The 17,256-nt window shown below is 59.1% G+C and carries 13 protein-coding genes; 11 read left to right on the forward strand and 2 right to left on the reverse strand.

The features are described 5' to 3' along the window. From B5D49_RS13095 to B5D49_RS13145, 11 genes are all read left to right on the forward strand, one after another. Nucleotides 1-307, forward strand: a 307-nt coding sequence (locus tag B5D49_RS13095; RefSeq protein ID WP_144019493.1) for an L-lactate permease, incomplete at its 5' end; no start/stop codon positions are given. A 92-nt stretch (nucleotides 308-399) separates the two neighbouring features. Beyond that, nucleotides 400-1,785, forward strand: coding sequence for an FAD-binding oxidoreductase (locus B5D49_RS13100; RefSeq protein WP_078718165.1), 1,386 nt, complete (start codon nucleotides 400-402; stop codon nucleotides 1,783-1,785). 10 nt (nucleotides 1,786-1,795) lie between these two features. Then, complete coding sequence (locus tag B5D49_RS13105; RefSeq protein WP_078718166.1) at nucleotides 1,796-3,094, forward strand: (Fe-S)-binding protein; 1,299 nt, start codon at nucleotides 1,796-1,798, stop codon at nucleotides 3,092-3,094. 26 nt (nucleotides 3,095-3,120) lie between these two features. Continuing rightward, nucleotides 3,121-5,229, forward strand: coding sequence for a phosphate acetyltransferase (pta, locus tag B5D49_RS13110; protein WP_078718167.1), 2,109 nt, complete (start codon nucleotides 3,121-3,123; stop codon nucleotides 5,227-5,229). 8 nt (nucleotides 5,230-5,237) lie between these two features. Further along, on the forward strand, nucleotides 5,238-6,449 hold the full coding sequence (locus tag B5D49_RS13115; RefSeq protein WP_078718168.1) for an acetate kinase: 1,212 nt from the start codon (nucleotides 5,238-5,240) through the stop codon (nucleotides 6,447-6,449). Nucleotides 6,450-6,472: 23 nt separating this feature from the next. After that, nucleotides 6,473-7,090 (forward strand): LutC/YkgG family protein, encoded by a 618-nt coding sequence (locus B5D49_RS13120; protein WP_078718169.1) that lies wholly within the window; start codon nucleotides 6,473-6,475, stop codon nucleotides 7,088-7,090. Between the two features lie 2 nt (nucleotides 7,091-7,092). Next, nucleotides 7,093-9,246 carry an L-lactate dehydrogenase (quinone) large subunit LdhH gene (ldhH, locus tag B5D49_RS13125; RefSeq protein ID WP_078718170.1) on the forward strand — a complete coding sequence of 718 codons (2,154 nt, stop codon included), beginning with the start codon at nucleotides 7,093-7,095 and terminating at the stop codon, nucleotides 9,244-9,246. Between the two features lie 84 nt (nucleotides 9,247-9,330). Continuing rightward, a complete protein-coding gene (locus B5D49_RS13130) occupies nucleotides 9,331-10,347 on the forward strand; it encodes an alpha-hydroxy-acid oxidizing protein (protein ID WP_078718171.1) in 1,017 nt (338 codons plus the stop codon). Between the two features lie 63 nt (nucleotides 10,348-10,410). Continuing rightward, a complete protein-coding gene (locus B5D49_RS13135) occupies nucleotides 10,411-10,713 on the forward strand; it encodes a Dabb family protein (RefSeq protein WP_078718172.1) in 303 nt (100 codons plus the stop codon). A 138-nt stretch (nucleotides 10,714-10,851) separates the two neighbouring features. Beyond that, the gene (locus tag B5D49_RS13140) at nucleotides 10,852-11,220 is read left to right on the forward strand and encodes a hypothetical protein (RefSeq protein WP_078718173.1); all 369 of its coding nucleotides are present in this window, start codon (nucleotides 10,852-10,854) and stop codon (nucleotides 11,218-11,220) included. Nucleotides 11,221-11,640: 420 nt separating this feature from the next. Beyond that, nucleotides 11,641-15,528 (forward strand): class I adenylate cyclase, encoded by a 3,888-nt coding sequence (locus B5D49_RS13145; RefSeq protein ID WP_078718174.1) that lies wholly within the window; start codon nucleotides 11,641-11,643, stop codon nucleotides 15,526-15,528. Between the two features lie 39 nt (nucleotides 15,529-15,567). On the opposite strand, the gene B5D49_RS13150 is transcribed toward B5D49_RS13145, so the two are convergent. After that, on the reverse strand, nucleotides 15,568-16,488 hold the full coding sequence (locus B5D49_RS13150; RefSeq protein WP_078718175.1) for a cation diffusion facilitator family transporter: 921 nt from the start codon (nucleotides 16,486-16,488) through the stop codon (nucleotides 15,568-15,570). Nucleotides 16,489-16,647: 159 nt separating this feature from the next. After that, complete coding sequence (plsY, locus tag B5D49_RS13155; RefSeq protein WP_078718176.1) at nucleotides 16,648-17,235, reverse strand: glycerol-3-phosphate 1-O-acyltransferase PlsY; 588 nt, start codon at nucleotides 17,233-17,235, stop codon at nucleotides 16,648-16,650. Between the last annotated feature and the right edge of the window lie 21 nt (nucleotides 17,236-17,256).

Consider the following 17,256-nt stretch of genomic DNA (forward strand, 5'->3'; position numbering starts at 1 on the left):
TGGCCTTGGCTCGTTCATCACCGGTTCCAACACCGTGTCCGACCTGCTCTTCGCTGAATTCCAGTGGGGCATGGCCTCCACCCTGAGCCTGCCGCACCAGATCATCGTGGCGGCCCAGGCCGTTGGTGGTGCCATGGGCAACATGATCTGCATCCACAACATCGTGGCCGTGTGCGCGGTTGTGGGCCTCTCCGGAAAGGAAGATACGATCCTGCGCCGTACGGTGTGGCCGTTCCTGCTCTACGGACTGATGGTGGGCATCGTGGCCACGCTGCTGAGCTACGTGTTCGTGCCCCATCTGTTCTAGGTATGGTAAGGCGTAGACTCACCCAATAAAGCAACAACGGCCCGGGGACCGGTATCCCCGGTTTCCGGGCCGACATTTTTCAGGAGAATATCATGTCCGCTAATGCTGCTCTGATCAAAGAGTTTGAAGCCATTCTCGGCAAGGACAACGTGTTTACCGAGGAGTCCGACCTTTACTCCTACTCCTACGACGGGGCCGTGCTCGACAACCAGTCCCCGGCCATCGTGCTGCGTCCCACCAATTCCGAAGCCCTGGGCAAAGCCGTGGCCCTCTGCAACGAAAACGCCATCAAGATCACGGTACGCGGTGCCGGGACCAACCTCACCGGCGGCACGATTCCGCATCCCGGCGGAGCCGTCATTCTGACCAACGCCCTGAACCAGATCCTGGAAATCAACGAGCAGGATTTGTACGCCCGCGTGCAGCCCGGTGTGGTCACTGCCCAGTTCGCGGCCGAGGTAGCCTCCCGTGGTCTGTTCTATCCGCCGGATCCCGGATCCATGGCCGTTTCCACCATCGGCGGAAACGTGGCGGAAAACGCCGGCGGCCTGCGCGGTCTCAAATACGGCGTGACCAAAGACTACGTCATGGGCGTGGACTTTTTCGACGTGAACGGCGAACTGATCAAATCCGGCTCCCGCACCGTCAAATGCGCCACGGGATACAACCTCACCGGTCTGATGGTCGCCTCCGAAGGCACCCTCGGTGTATTTGAAACCATCACCCTCAAGCTGGTGCCGCCGGTTCCCGCCGCCAAATCCATGATGGCCGTGTTCCCGTCCATGAACGCCGCCGCTGACACCGTGGCCGCCATTATCGCTGCCAAGATCGTTCCCGCTACCTTGGAACTGATGGACAATTTCACCATCCGCACCGTGGAGAACTTCCGCAAAGCCGGACTTCCCACCGATGCCGAGGCGCTGCTGCTCATTGAAGTGGACGGCCACCCCGCACAGGTGGAAGAAGACGCCGCCAAGGTGGAGGACATCTGCAAGCAGAACAAGGCCGCCTCCGTTACGGTTGCTGAAGACGCCACCCAGCGCGACGCCGTGTGGCAGGCCCGACGCGACGCCCTGCCCGCCCTGGCCAACCTCAAGCCCACCTGCGTCCTGGAAGATGCCACCGTACCCCGCTCCAAAATCCCGGCCATGATCGACGTGCTCGGCCAGATCAGCAAAAAATACGACCTGACCATCGGCACCTTCGGCCACGCTGGTGACGGCAACCTGCACCCCACCATCCTCACGGACAAGCGTGACAAGGACGAATGGGGACGCGTTGAAAAGGCCATCGACGAGATCTTCGACAAGGCTTTGGGCATGGGCGGCACCCTGTCCGGCGAACACGGCATCGGCATGGCCAAGTCCAAGTACATGGTCAACGAGACCACCCGCGGCACCCTGGAATATTCCCGCCGCATGAAGTCCGTGCTCGACCCCAAGGGCATCCTCAATCCCGGCAAGATCATCGGCTGGTAAGGAGGAAATCATGGCTGATATCAATGAACTCGTAACCATGCTCAAGGAGCTGGACGACCAGCTCGCCAACTGCATGAAATGCGGCATGTGCCAGGCCGTGTGCCCCATCTTCAAGCGCACGGGCAAGGAAGCCGACGTAACCCGCGGCAAGCTGGCTCTTTTGGAAGGACTGGCAGGAGAAATCCTCAAGGACGCCAACGGAGTCAATGAGCAGCTGAACCGCTGCCTGCTTTGCGGCACTTGCCAGGCCAACTGTCCCAGCGGCGTGAAGATCGTGGACATCTTCCTCAAGGCCCGCACCATCATGACCGGCTACTTCGGCCTTTCCCCGGCCAAGAAGGTCATCTTCCGGCGGCTGCTGGCGCACCCTGGCCTGTTCAACCTGCTCACGGGCATGGCTGGAAAATTCCAGGGCATGTTCATCAAGCCCGCAGATCAGATCATCGGCTCCTCGTGCGCCCGTTTCAATGCGCCCGTGGTGGGGGACCGCCACTTTAAGGCGCTGGCGGAAAAACCGTTTCGCAAGCAGGTTCCGTCCCTGGACGAACCAGCAGGCAAGAGCGGCATCCGCGTGGCCTTTTATCCCGGTTGCGTGGTGGACAAAATGTATCCGGAGGTGGGCAAGGCCTCACTGAAGGCGCTGCACCATCACGGTGTTGGCGTGTACATGCCCGCAGGCCAATCCTGCTGCGGCATTCCCGCCCTTTCCAGTGGAGACGAAAAAAGCTTCAAGCAAATGGTCCGGCACAACCTGGCCAAATTCCGCAACGCCGAGTTCGACTACCTGATCACCCCGTGCGCCACCTGCACCTCCACCATCAAGGAGCTGTGGCCCACCATGTATAAAGGCTCGGACGCGGATGTGAAGACGCTGCAGGAAATGGCCGACAAGACCATGGACATCAGTCAGTTCCTGGTGGACGTGATCGGCGTGAAGATGCAAAACGGCTCCGACAAGGCGCCCAAGGTCACGTATCACGACCCCTGTCACCTCAAGAACTCCCTGGGTGTCACGGCACAGCCGCGCACGCTGCTGAAGGCCAATCCGGGGTATCAGTTCAAGGAAATGAACGAAGCCGGTGTCTGCTGCGGCTGCGGCGGCAGCTTCACCGTGTATCATCACGATTTGTCGAAGGATATTGGAAACAGAAAAGCCGACAACGTCATCGCCTCGGGCGCGGACGTGGCCGCCACCTCTTGCCCGGCCTGCATGATCCAGCTCACGGACATGCTCTCCCACCGGAACAAGGGCGTACGCGTGAAACACGTCATCGAATGCTACGCGGAGATGATCAGTTCGGCTGAGTAACCGAACAACCTAAGGAAAATCAGCCCATGTCAAAAAACCTGTATGTCACCGCCACCGGGCCGCGAAGCGGCAAATCCGCCATTGCGCTGGGCCTGATGCAATTGCTTTCCAGCCACTTGCGGAAGGTCGCCTTTTTCCGGCCCATCATCCAGGCGAACGAAGGCAGGGATCACGACATCAGCCTGATCCTCTCCCACTTCAACCTCAATCAGGACTATGAAACCGCCTACGGCTTCACCCTGAGCGAGGCCCGGGAGAGGATCGGAGCCGGACAGTATGCCCAGCTCCAGGAAGAAATCCTGGAAAAATACAAAAGGCTCGAGGCACAATACGACTTCGTGCTCTGCGAGGGTACGGACTTCCAAGGACAAGACTCGGCTTTCGAGTTTGACCTGAACGCGGACATCTGCGCCAACCTGGGCGCGCCCGCCATGTTGGTCTGCAACGGCAACGGCGGCCAGACCCCGCGGGACATCACCCGCTCGGCCCAGTTGAACGTGGAAGCCCTGGAAGACAAAAGCGTAGACGTGACCGCCTGCATCGTGAACAAGCTCAAGGCGGATACCGACGTACGGGAAATCACCCAGAACATCCGCTGCGTGGCTCGCTGCGACGAGCCGTTGCTCGTCTACGCCATCCCGGAAGTGGACGCCCTGGGCAAACCCACCGTGGGCGACGTGGGCAAGTGGCTGAACGCAAAAGCCCTCTTCAGCGAAGAAGGCATGGACAACCTGGCCCAGAGCTACATCATTGCGGCCATGCATATCAGCCACTTCCTGGAATACCTTGAACCGGGCGGGCTGATCATCACGCCCGGCGACCGCTCCGACATCATCCTTTCCAGTTTGGCCTCCAGACTCTCGTCTAACTATCCGGACATCTCCGGCATTGTTTTGACGGGAGATCTGGAGCCATCGGAAAGCGTGAAAAAACTGATCATGGGTTGGACCGGCGTGCCTGTCCCCGTGCTCAGCGTCAAGGAGTCCACCTTCCCAACAGTGGAACGCCTGAGCATGCTCTACGGCCGTATCGATCCCGAGGATGACAAACGCATTGCCACTGCCCTGGGTGCCTTTGAGCGCCATGTGGATGTGGACGAGCTGCGAAACCGTCTTGTGACCCGCCGCTCCAATCGCGTCACCCCCAAGATGTTCGAATACGGTCTGGTGGAAAAAGCCCGGACCAACAAACAGCGCATTGTGCTGCCTGAAGGCTCCGGGGACCGCATCCTGCGTGCGGCCGATATCCTGCTGCGCCGTGGAGTGGCCGACATCACCCTGCTCGGCAACCCGGATGAAATCCGCTCCCAGGCTTCGCGCCTCGGTCTGGACATCGGCTCCGCTGACGTGGTCCTGCCCGAACAGTCCAAACTTCTGGACGAATACGCCCAGACCTACTACGAGCTGCGCCAGCATAAGGGTATCCGCGAGGTGGACGCCAGGGACCGCATCATCGATCCCACCTACTTCGCCACCATGATGGTCCATAAAGGCCACGCCGACGGCATGGTGTCCGGCTCCGTGACCACTACGGCCGCCACCATTCGTCCGGCCTTCGAATTCATCAAAACCAAGCCGAGCGCGTCCATCGTGTCCAGCGTGTTCCTGATGTGCCTCAAGGACCGGGTGCTGGTCTACGGCGACTGCGCCGTGAACCCGAATCCCAATGCCCAGCAGCTTGCGGAAATCGCCATCGGCTCCGCGGAAACCGCTTCCATTTTCGGTGTGGAACCCCGCGTGGCCATGCTCTCCTACTCCACGGGTTCGTCCGGCAAGGGCGCGGACGTGGAAAAGGTCATCGAAGCCACCAGGCTGGCCAAGGAAAAGGCACCTGACCTGCTCATCGAAGGCCCGATTCAATACGACGCGGCCATTGACGCGGAAGTGGCAAAAACGAAACTGCCCTTCAGCGAAGTGGCAGGCAAGGCAACCGTGTTCGTATTCCCGGACCTCAACACCGGCAACAACACCTATAAGGCTGTGCAGCGTGCCTCCGGAGCCGTGGCCATTGGTCCCGTGCTCCAGGGTCTGAACAAACCTGTGAATGACCTGTCCCGCGGCTGCACTGTTCCCGATATCGTCAACACCGTGGCCATCACCGCCATCCAGGCGCAGGCCGAGAAAGGACTCCTCTAGGCACCATTATGAAAATACTCGTTATCAACGCCGGCAGCTCTTCCATCAAGTACCAGATGCTGGACATGACCGATGAAAGCGTCATGGCCTCCGGGCTGGTGGAACGCATCGGCGAGCCCTCCGGGGCCGTGTCCTATAAAGCGTTCCCGGACACGGACAACGAATGCAAGACCACCCTGGAACAGCCCATTCCCGAGCATGAAACCGGCATGAAGCTGGTCATCGACCTGCTCATCCACCCGGAAAAGGGCGTGATCAAGGACTTGAAGGAAATCGGTGCCGTCGGCCACCGCATCGTCCACGGCGGCGATAAGTTCCATGCCCCCACCGTGGTCACGGACGAAGTGGAGCAGGCCATTGAGGACACCATCCTTATGGCTCCGTTGCACAATCCAGCTCACCTGGCGGGAATCCGCACGGCCAAACGCTTCTTCCCGGATGTGCCCCAGGTGGTGGTCTTTGATACAGCCTTCCATCAGACCATGCCGCCCGAGGCGTACATGTACGCCATGCCGTATGAAATGTACGAGGAACTGCGGCTGCGACGCTACGGCGCCCACGGAACCTCCCACAAATACGTTGCGGGCGAGGCGGCAAGGCTCTTGGGCAAGCAGCCCGAGGAGTGCAACCTCATCACCCTGCACCTGGGGAACGGCTGCTCCATGAGTGCGGTCAAGGGCGGCGAGTGCGTGGACACCTCCATGGGACTCACTCCGCTGGCCGGATTGATCATGGGTACCCGTTGCGGCGACATTGATCCTGCGGTCTACGCCTTCCTGGAGCGGGCCAAGGGATTGAAGCTCTCCGAAATTGACATGATCATGAACAAAAAATCCGGTCTCCTCGGGCTGTGCGGCATGAACGACATGCGCGACATCCACGCCGCCGTGGAAAAGGGTGACGAAAAGGCGGAACTGGCCCTGAACATGGTGGCCTACCGCACCCGGAAATACATCGGTTCCTATCTGGCCGCCCTGGAGGGCAAGGTGGACGCCATCGTGTTCACCGCGGGCATCGGCGAAAACGACGATATCGCCCGGGCCATGAGCGTTCAGGGCTTGGAAGCCCTGGGCATCAGCATCGACCAGGAAAAGAACGCGGGCCGCGTCAAAGAACCGCGCGCTGTCCATGCCGACGACAGCCGCGTTCAGATCTGGGTCATCCCCACCAATGAAGAACTGGAAATCGCGCGTCAGACCCGTGAACTCGTTGCGGGCTAACCAACGACGCGAAAGGAAACGCCATGAGCGACCATATTGAACTGTTCAAGGAAAAGGCCAAACTGGTTTCGGCCCAGGTCACGGAAGTGGCCTCCATGGACGAGGCCTACCGTTTTGTCGTGGAACTCTGCGATAAAAAGGAAGCCTGCCAGTTGATGATGTCCGGCTGCGGTGAGGCGGTCTCCGACCCGGCCCAGGACATGTGCGACACCAAGCAACGCAAAGTTGTGGCCGCCCCCAACCTGGAACAAGCCGACTTTGATAAACTGGCCGAACTGTGCGCGGCCCAGGACTTCGACTGCATCCAAAGCGGCATGCGCAAGCATCTGGCCGGAATCGACATCGGATTCACTGTCTGCCAGGGCGGTATTGCGGAAACCGGCACGCTGTTGCTGGACTCCAACGATGAGGAAGTCCGGCTGGCCACCATGGTGGCCGAACACCACGTAGCCGTGTTGCCCAAATCCGCCATCAAGGGCGATTCCTACGATATGGAACAGGCTCTGACCGACCGGCTGGGCAACGGTCCCAGCTACACGGCCATGATCACGGGTCCGTCCCGTACCGCGGACATTGAGCGCGTTCTCGCCCTCGGCGTCCACGGCCCCCTGGAACTCCACATCCTGCTCCTGGAGGCCTAGCCATGCAAAATGCAAAAGACATCAAAGATTATCGTACCGAGCTTCGGGAATCCCTGGATAATGAATTCCTGCGCAAGACCCTGGACACCTTTGCCGTTGCCTATCGCGCCGGTCGCGCCAACGCCTTCAAAGATGTGGACGTCAAAGCGCTGATCTCGGACATCGCGGACAGCAAGGATTATGCGGCCCAACATATGGACGAACTATTCCGCGAGTTCAAGGAAAAAGCCGAAGCCGCGGGCGTTCATGTCCACCTTGCCAAGGATGCCGACGAAGCGAACAAAATTATTGGTCAAATCGCTCAGCAATCCAATTGCAAAAAGATCGTCAAATCCAAGTCCATGACTGCGGAGGAAACCCTCCTCAACCACCATCTGGAAGACATCGGGCTGGAGGTGACGGAAACGGACCTGGGTGAATGGATCATCCAACTGCGCCACGAAGGGCCGACCCACATGGTCATGCCCGCCATCCACCTCTCCCGCTTCCAGGTGGCCGACCTCTTTGGCAACGTCACGGGCAAAGAGCAGGACAACGACATTGAAAAATTGGTCAAGGTGGCCCGCCGCGAACTTCGGCGCAAATACGCCGAGGCCGACATGGGTATTTCCGGGGCCAACTTCTGCGTGGCCGAAACCGGAAGCATCGGCATCGTCACCAACGAAGGCAACGCCCGTCTGGTGACCACCCTGCCGCGTGTTCACGTGGCCCTGGCCGGTCTGGACAAGCTGACCGCCACGGTCCACGACGCCCTGCGTGTACTCAAGGTGCTGCCCAAAAACGCTACGGGTCAGGCGCTGACTTCCTACGTTACCTGGATCACCGGCGCGAACCAGTGTCTCGCCGCTGAGGACGACCGCAAGGAAATGCATGTGGTCTTCCTGGACAATGGCCGTTCGGCTCTGGCCAAGGATCCTGTCTTCAAGGAAGTGCTCCGCTGCGTGCGTTGCGGTGCCTGTGCCAATGTTTGCCCGGTGTACCGTCTGGTGGGCGGCCACAAGATGGGTCACATCTACATCGGTGCCATCGGCCTGATTCTGACTTACTTCTTCCACGGCCGCGACAAGGCCCGCAACCTGGTGCAGAACTGCATCAACTGCGGCGCCTGTGCGGATATCTGCGCCGGGGGCATTGATCTGCCGCGCCTGATCAAGGAAATCCACGCCCGTATCCAGGACGAGGAAGGCCACCCCATGAAGTCCGTGCTGCTGGGCAAGGTGCTCTCCAACCGCAAGCTGTTCCATCGCCTGCTGAAAACCGCCCGCTGGGCGCAGGCTCCTGTAAAGGAAAAGAACGGCTTCCTGCGTCATCTGCCCATGGTCTTTGCCAAGGAGCAAAACTTCCGCGCCCTGCCCGCCATTGCGGACAAGGCCTTCCGGGACCGCTGGCTTGAAGTCAAACCCCACGTCTCCGCTCCCAAACACAAGGTGGCCTTGTTCTCCGGCTGCGTGCAGGACTTCGTCTACCCGGATCAGCTCACCGCCACGCTCCAGTCCTTTGAGGGACACGGCGTTGCCGTGGACTTCCCCATGGAGCAATCCTGTTGCGGTCTGCCCGCCCAGATGATGGGCGAGACCAAAGCCGCGCGCGACGTGGCCCGGCAGAACATCCGCGCCTTTGAACAGAGCGACGTGGAATATGTGATCTGCTCCTGCGCATCCTGCGCCTCCCATCTGAAGCACGGCTATGTCAAGCTGCTGGCCGGTGATCATGTCTGGGAGCCACGGGCCAAGGCTTTTGCCGAAAAGGTCATCGATTACAGCTCGTTCATGAGCGATGTACTCCAAGTGGAACCCAAGGAGTTTCAGGATAAGGGCCGCAAGGTCACCTATCATGCTCCCTGCCACCTTTGCCGCGGCCTGGGCGTCAAAGACGCTCCCCGCGACCTGATGCGCTCCGCCGGTCTTGACTACGAGCCTTGCAACGAGGAAGAAGTCTGTTGTGGGTTTGGTGGAACCTTCTCCATGAAGTTCCCGGAGTTGTCCGCCGAGCTGCTGAACAAGAAGCTGGCCGACGCCGAAGCCACCGGTGCCGAGGAGCTGCTTACGGACTGCCCCGGCTGCATTATGCAGTTGCGCGGCGGAGCCGAACGCCGTGGCTCCTCCATCAAGGTCCGGCACATTGCCGAGGCCGTGGCTGAACAGCGTAAAAAGTAGTTAACGCTTCCCTATCCCACACGTCGGGCCACTCCGGTGGTCCGACGCATCGGGGCGGGGAAGCCAAGCCAAGGAGAGCACGCCATGAAAGAAATCCGCAAAACCGCCAAGGAACGTTTTCAGGGAACCTGCCGTGTTTGCCCGGTCTGTGACGGGCGAGCCTGTTCCGGCGAGGTACCTGGCATGGGTGGACTCGGCACCGGCGCCTCGTTCCGGGCCAACATCGAAGCGCTGGCCCGCTATCGGCTGAACATGCGCCTGATTCATGATGTGGCCCAGCCGGATACGTCCGTACAAATTTTGGGAGAACATCTCGACATTCCGGTCCTGGCCGCGCCCATCGGCGGCGTATCCTTCAACATGGCCGACGCCATGCCCGAAGAAGAATACATCATGGCCAAGCTCCAGGGCTGTGACGATGCCGGGATCATGGGCTGTACCGGAGATGGGGTACCCGACTTCATCCACCAGGGCGGCTTTGACGCTATTCGGGCCGTGAGTGGCCGGGGCATCCCCTTTATCAAACCTTGGGAAGACGACGAACTGTTCCGCAAGATCGACCTCGCGGCCGAAACCGGTGCCCGAATCATGGGCATGGACATTGATGCGGCAGGGCTGATCACCTTGCGGCTTATGGGCCGTCCCGTGGCTCCCAAGACGCCAAAACAGCTGAAGGAAATTATCGGCCACACGGACATGAAGTTCATCCTCAAAGGAGTGATGACTCCGGATGAGGCACGCCTGGCCGTGGACTGCGGCGCCGATGCCATTGTTGTTTCCAACCACGGCGGTCGCGTCCTGGATCATACGCCGGGCGTGGCCGAAGTCCTCCCAGCGGTCTCCAGCGCCGTGCAAGGCCGCGCCGTTGTTCTTGCGGACGGCGGCGTCCGCTCCGGTGCGGACATCCTCAAACTTTTGGCGCTTGGTGCGGATGCCGTGATGATCGGCCGCCCATTTTCCATCGCCACGGTTGGCGGCGGACGTGAGGGCGTCGTCAAGTATCTGGAAACACTCAAGGCACAGCTCACGCAAGCCATGGTGATGACCGGTACCGCCAGTGCCGCGGATGTGGAGCGGGCTGTTATTTTCGATACGATGTAGTCAAAAAGTGATTGACGTATCGACTATTGTAGTTATGAATAAATATAAGAGAGGGAAAGTGTCGTGATCAAGCACATCGTGATGTGGAAGCTTAAGCCTGAGGCGCTTGGGAACTCCGCGGATGAAAATGCTGCGAAGATGAAGCAGATGCTTGAAGCATTGCAGGGTGTGATTCCCGTGTTGCGTAGCATTGAAGTCAGCCATGACATCCGAGAATCCGTTCCCGAATGTGATGTACTGCTCTTTTCAGAGTTCGACAACATGGATGACCTGAGCACCTACGCAACGCATCCGGCCCACCTGGAATGCGTGGACTTCATCAAGCAAGTGGTCAGTGAACGTCGCGTCGTGGATTACGCCATCTAGCATTCCCCATTCCCCCTTCAACCGTACCCTCTCGAACAGGACCGGTCCGCCGGTCCTGATCGGGAAGTGCGCGCCGATTTCCGCGTGCTCCGAATACGGCCGATGCCACAGCGGACACCTTCAACGGAGGATATGACAATGACATGTCACTACAACCCGAACAACAAGCGAATCGTTTGCAAGTGGACGGAGCCGGTCAAGTTCGTCATGAACAAAAAGGAAGGCGTTCTTTCCAAGGTCCGCACCATCAACGTGAACGTAAACAAGGATGGCCGACTCAAGAGCCGCGACGAAAAGCGGCATGCGAACCATCCCATGTTTCCCATTGTCCGACAATTCAGCGATGAACTGCGGCGGATCAACTTCTTTGAAGCCGGGCAGGAACACGCTTGCGAACTGTGCGGCAATGTTCACAATGTCACACCCCACTTTGACATCAAGGAACGCCGTCTGCTCTGGCGCTGCGCCGATCCCATCCGCTGTTCGCAGCTGTCCGACGAATCCTGAACCGCTCGGAACTGTTGCGGCAAAGGACGGCCTGTAGTCGGCACTGCGTTGCAGCATTGGCCGCACTTGCCCGAAAGCCGGCGTAAGGCTCGACTGCGGTCGAAAATTCGTTCACGCATACCGTGCGATGGTCTTTCCCAACTCCACGTTTCAAGGAAACAACGCTTTTTTGTGCCGCAATTTGGACTTGACCGGTGTCCAACTGTCCATTCCGGGGCAACATACGCCCGGATTCCATGGTCTCCCCAGCCAAATGTGGCGATTCTGCTTTGTAACTCGATTTGACTTCAACGGACAAAGCCTGCAAATATCCCTCACAGTTTGGAGCATAGGAGCGGCTTGCGCTCCGCCCGGCCAGGGTCTTTCGCCGTGCGCCTTGGCATCGGCTCCCTTCCACTCTCCGTGAATACTGGAACATACATGGCGCCCACGCCCGATTTTCACCAACTGGCCGAAACACTCGGCACCCACCTGTATCCTCCCAGACCAATGGAAGATACGGACCTTGCCGCGTTGTTATCCCCTTTGGTGAAAGCTCGCCAGCAAATGCTGCAAAGCGGTCAACACGCTGTTTCCCTGGAGCTTCGGGCCGCTTTGGACGATACAGTGGTGCACTTGCACAATCTGGCCCTCGCCCGCCGGAGCAGCGCCATGCTCAATGCCACCCTCTCCGGTTTGCTTCGCCTTGGTCCCAGCGGCTGGCACATGACGGGGAGGCTTCTGGTTCGGGGGAACGTAAACCCTTCGGTTTGCACCAGTCTTTTGGATTCTCTGCCCAGCCATTGTCTGCCCGGATTGCTTCACGCCCTGCTTCCGGTTCGGCATGAATTGGACAAGGCCTTGGTTTCCTGGATGGACTCCCTGGCAAATCAGTGTTCCGACATTTCCGACGCGGAGCTTCAGACCTTTGCCCTGGAACTCAATCTCGACGGCGAACGGATTTCCTCGGTGCTGCAAGCAAAACTGTGCACCACCGCATTCTCATCCGCGTTGCTGCAAAACGCGCTGACGTCTTCCAGCGCTATGCTGCGGTCCTGCCGATGCGTCCATGCCCTGCGGCTGGCCGATACGGCCAAACAGCTGCTTCTGCGCTGCGTCAAACACCCAAGACTTGCCTCTCCCGAAGCCATCCGGCGGCTGGCCGGGACACTCTCTCCCGACGACGCGACCTCGCTTCAGGCTCTGGAGCTTCTGGCCCGTTCCTCCGGCATTTTAAAACTCATCCCGACCGCCATCGTCGGGTTGGACCGTCTTGGCTCCCCTTGTGTCGGGGAGCTGGTGGAGTCCCTTTGCGCCAAATCACCCCAATTGGCCCACGCCCTGCCCAACCTGGTTCCCACGTTGACCGCTCCGGACGCGCATGCCTTTCTCAAGCCGCTGCCACCGGGCCAGCGCCAACAAGCCTGCGCCACCATGATGCAATGCATCACGGAACTGCAACCCGGCTTCACCGAACGGCTGGCCACGGAACCTGCCCTGTTCGGCACGGAAAGCCTCACGGCTCACGCCGCCGCGGCAAGCAGGGTCCGAGAACAACGGCTTGATTCCCTGAAACTCCAAACCCCGCAACCGCCCGCTGCACGCCCGTGTCAGGCCAACGGCAACGCACTGAAACGACTGTTCCGCAAAAAACAATCCTCGCTTGGGGAACTGCTCGAAAACACCCCGAACCCGCGGGACCATCAACGTCCGCAGAGCGTTTTGCACAACAGCGCATTCCAGGGACGGACCATTTCCAATTTGGATATCCACGAATCCCATTTTCACCAGGTCCAGTTCGTTGGAACCACATTTTTCGGGGTCGATTTTTCCGACTCCACGCTGCTTGAGGCGGATTTCACGGGCTGCACGTTTACGAACTGCTGTTTTCGCAACACCCGGCTGCATGAAACCCGGCTGCAAGACTGCCAATTAATCCGATGCGATTTTACTGACAGCATGTTCACAAACTGTGAGCTGGAAAGCTGCGCCATTGAGTATTCAGTCCTTGGCTCGGTGCTCTGGGATACCTGCGCATTCCGCCTGTTCCGATTCCGCGGGTGCACACTTACACGCTGCCGCTTCCAGCATTGCGAACTGCTCTCCGTGCTCATGCGCTGTCTCTGGGTAACGGGTACGGTCTGGCACCAGACGACATTTGCCGGAACAACCTGGCTGTACTCCTCGCTCCGGCACACCATTTTTCACGAAATCGAAAGCCAAAGCTGCGAAATGCAGCACTGTACCGTCCAGAACTCGCGGGTATTCGGTGCCGCCACAGGGCTGCCGTCCGTGGATATGGATGAAATCCGGCAACAAAGCATTTTGGCCGAACAGTTCTGTGTCAAGGCCTTGCGCACCAGCGCCGCGCCACCAAACGCAACGTTCGCCTCAGTGGCTCCGAAACCCACAATCGTATGGTGCCGACTTCGCAGCATCCGCATCCAGGAAACCAAAATGCGGCGAAACAACCAACGCCGCATCCGCCTTGCGCAACAAACGGCGCAGGACACTCCTTTCCTCACGATCGTCCCCTTTCTGATTTCCTCCACGGTGTTCGAAGAGGCTCAGGGCTTGCAGGGAGTGCCTGTTTGCCGAATCGCCGGCTACACACCGGATCCCACCACGCTGGACCTGGTAAAGCAATGGTTCCCCAGCAGCTCGGCAACACCTCCCCAAGGATCGCCTCTGATCATCGCCTCCCTCTCCACCATAGGCAGTGTGGGGACCGTGGCGCAAACACGTCACTCGGACGCGGACTTCTGGGTCTGCTACGATGCCGACAGCGCCCCTCCCAAAGCCGTCGAGGGACTGCGCAACAAGCTGGATGCCTTATCCCGTTGGGCCGAAGAGACATTCGGGGTGGAAGCGCATTTCTTTCTCATGCGCCAGGAAGACGTTAAACAGAACAATTTCGGATTCAGCGACAAGGAAAGCTCCGGCACCGCTCAGGCACTCATGCTCAAGGAGGAGTATTACCGCACCTGCGTGATTCTGGCCGGAAAGATTCCGGGGTGGTGGCTCACACCTCCGGAATGTTCCGCAACGCATTACGGTGCCTGGCTGAACATGGCCCAAAGTGACCCCTTGGCACAACCCCGACGCTTCATGGACAACGGGCATGCCGCACCTGTCCCGGCCAGTGAGTTCCTCGGCGCCGCCCTCTGGCAGATCGTCAAAGGCATCGACAGCCCATTCAAGTCCATACTCAAACTCGGTCTCTTGGAGCAATACGCCCACGAAGGGCCAACGCGCCCCCTTCTTTGCGACCGCATCAAACGCGACATCCTGCGCGGACATGAAGCCGCTCCGGCGGATCCTTACACGGCCATGGCCCGTACCGTGTGCAATCATTACCGAGCGCTCGACAATGCCGAAGCCATGCAGCTGGTACCGCGCGCCCTGCGCCTCAAAACGGAAATGCAGACATGGCCCCGGCTTTCCAGCATTCCCGTCGAGCATGAGCATGCGCATCTGTTGAAACTTTTTTCCAAGGCGTCCACTTTTTCCCAGGTCAGCGCCCCGGCCCCCGTGTCCTTTGCCCAGGCTCTGCGTTTCGGAAACGATATCAGCCGCCACATGATCAGCAGCTACACCCGCATCCGCAACACCCCGCAAGCCCGGGCCAAAGCCGCCATCGATCCGGCCGACCTCACCCGGCTCGGACGACGCATTGCCGTAAACTACGCTTCGAAAAAAAATAAAATCCAACGCGTTCCCATTCTCGGCATTCCGCAGCGACATTTTGCCGAGTTACACCTCTCCGCACAAAAAAATCCCGGCAAGCCAACCACATGGACCATTGCGGGCAAGGCAGGAAAAAAAGGTCGGGCCCACGCGGAACAATACGAAATCCTGGCCCGCTCCCCATTGCCCATCCGCATGTTTGCCTGGATGGTGTTCAATAAGCTCTATACCCCCGACGCCTTGCTACATGCCGATCAAAACATCGCGCCGCTTTCCACTCCGGATGTACGCAATATCCTGAACAAACTCGACAGATCGCTCATCACGTCAACAACATTCAATATCGACCCGGATACCTTCCTCCGACAGGAACGGATCACCCGAGCGCTTCTCGTGGCCAACCTCACGGCGCCTCCCGAGAGTGACAAACTCCTGGATTTGACGGCCGTGTACACCACAAACTGGGGGGAAGTGTTTTGTACACGACTTGACGAACCACAGAATGCCCTGAAAAGCGGGTTGCATGCCTATCTGAAGTCCATGCTGCCGCACGCGCAACCCGTCCCGCCGGAAATACAGGTCTATTACCCGAAGCGCTCACTATGTCCGCGCTTGAAACTCGTTTCATCGTCGGGCAGATAACCCCGCATCCTTGCCGAGCGCTGTCTCGTTCCCCTGTGGTCAACCATTCTTGCGTGAGCAAAGCCCACCGACCTGGGGACCGTCCCAGGATCGGTGATCCTCCAGCGGCTCCACATGAATCGTCACATGACAGTTGGACAATTCGCCGTAAATACGGTTTTCGATACGATCCGTAAGGTCGTGACTGCGCTTTACACTGGTGGTCCCGGGCAGAAGCAAATGGAAATCCACGAATCGACGGTTGCCTGCCTTGCGCGTCCGCAGACCATGAAAAGGAGTTTCCTTCCCCGCCTCATCCTGAATAATGCGGATAATGGCATCCACTTCATGGTCGGGCAACGCCGCATCCATCAGGCCGCCGATGGAGCGGCGCAACAGCCCCAACCCCGTGACCACGATATTCACGGCCATAATACAGGCAATGATGGGATCCAGAATGTGCCACGAAGAAGGCGCAACGAGCAAAACAGCCAGCCCCGCCACAAGTCCTGCCGATGTCCAGACATCCGTCAATAAATGCTTGGCGTCCGCTTCCAGGGTAATGGAATCAAAACGATACGCCGCTTTAAGCATGGCGTGGGCCGTTGCCCAATTCACACCGCCCGCCACCAAGGCCACCAAAAGCCCCCAACCCAAGCCCGTAAGTTCCTGCGGATGCAGGAAACGATCCACCGCCGCGTAGATGATACCGCCGGCAGCGGCCAAAATAAGCAGCCCCTCGGCGGCAGCGGAAAAATATTCGGCCTTACCATGTCCGTAAGCATGCGCCTTGTCCGCCGGACGCAGAGCAATCGTCAGAGCCGTGAGCGCCAAAACACCAGCGGTCAAATTGACGAGTCCTTCGGTGGCGTCGGAAAGCAACCCCACAGAGCCGGTCATGTGCCAGGCACCGAACTTCAGAGCCAGGGTCACAAGGGAAGCAAGAATCGAATACACGGCATACCGGCGGGGCGAGGACATGGACTCTCCTGGGAATAAGATGGGATATCTAAGTATAATGGCCGCTCAACCACAAAGAATCAAGCTTTGAAAAAGATTGTCGCCGTCAACCGACACGAACGAAAACAGCCCGGGCGCGATACGCATCCGGGCTGTTTTTTTCTCAAGAAAAGATGATAATTACGTAACTTTGCGCCGCCAGGGATTCTCCTGTCCGCGGGCCAGGCGGGCGATGTTTTCACGATGACGCCAATACAGAAGCAGCGTCACGACCAGAGCCACCGGGGCCAGCTCCATGCGACCGGAAACAAGCATGGCCACGGGTAACGCCGCGCCAAAAAGAAGCGACCCCATGGAAACGTAGCCCGAGGCAAAAATACCCACGATGCAAATGACAACGCACACCAGGGTGGGCAGGAAGGCCAGCCCCAGAAAGGCACCAATGGTGGTGGCCACCGCCTTGCCCCCCCTGAAGCCGAGAAACGGGGAATACACATGGCCGAGAATCGGGGCCAGAGTGCTCAGGCTCAAAAAAAGCCAATGGTCGCTCATGCCTGTGGCTATGTATACAGGCACCAAGCCCTTGAGCAGATCAAAGGCCAGGGCCGTCAGGCCGAGCGGCAGGCCGCAGGTGCGGGCCACATTGGTGGCTCCGGTGTTGCCGCTGCCTTGGGTGCGGATGTCCACACCCTTAAGTTTGGCCAGTAGTAATCCAAAAGGAACGCCTCCCAGAAGATAGGAAGCAATGGGCCAGAATATCCAGTGCATGGTGGCTCCTTTGTGTCATCG

The sequence above is a fragment of the Paucidesulfovibrio gracilis DSM 16080 genome (assembly GCF_900167125.1).
In the GTDB taxonomy this organism is placed as follows: domain Bacteria; phylum Desulfobacterota; class Desulfovibrionia; order Desulfovibrionales; family Desulfovibrionaceae; genus Paucidesulfovibrio; species Paucidesulfovibrio gracilis.

Coding starts and splice junctions, on each gene's coding strand:
- B5D49_RS13100 (WP_078718165.1), top strand. CDS start 400: ATGTCCGCTAATGCTGCTCTGATCAAAGAGTTTGAAGCCATTCTCGGC.
- B5D49_RS13105 (WP_078718166.1), top strand. CDS start 1,796: ATGGCTGATATCAATGAACTCGTAACCATGCTCAAGGAGCTGGACGAC.
- pta (WP_078718167.1), top strand. CDS start 3,121: ATGTCAAAAAACCTGTATGTCACCGCCACCGGGCCGCGAAGCGGCAAA.
- B5D49_RS13115 (WP_078718168.1), top strand. CDS start 5,238: ATGAAAATACTCGTTATCAACGCCGGCAGCTCTTCCATCAAGTACCAG.
- B5D49_RS13120 (WP_078718169.1), top strand. CDS start 6,473: ATGAGCGACCATATTGAACTGTTCAAGGAAAAGGCCAAACTGGTTTCG.
- ldhH (WP_078718170.1), top strand. CDS start 7,093: ATGCAAAATGCAAAAGACATCAAAGATTATCGTACCGAGCTTCGGGAA.
- B5D49_RS13130 (WP_078718171.1), top strand. CDS start 9,331: ATGAAAGAAATCCGCAAAACCGCCAAGGAACGTTTTCAGGGAACCTGC.
- B5D49_RS13140 (WP_078718173.1), top strand. CDS start 10,852: ATGACATGTCACTACAACCCGAACAACAAGCGAATCGTTTGCAAGTGG.
- B5D49_RS13145 (WP_078718174.1), top strand. CDS start 11,641: ATGGCGCCCACGCCCGATTTTCACCAACTGGCCGAAACACTCGGCACC.
- B5D49_RS13150 (WP_078718175.1), bottom strand. CDS start 16,488: ATGTCCTCGCCCCGCCGGTATGCCGTGTATTCGATTCTTGCTTCCCTT.
- plsY (WP_078718176.1), bottom strand. CDS start 17,235: ATGCACTGGATATTCTGGCCCATTGCTTCCTATCTTCTGGGAGGCGTT.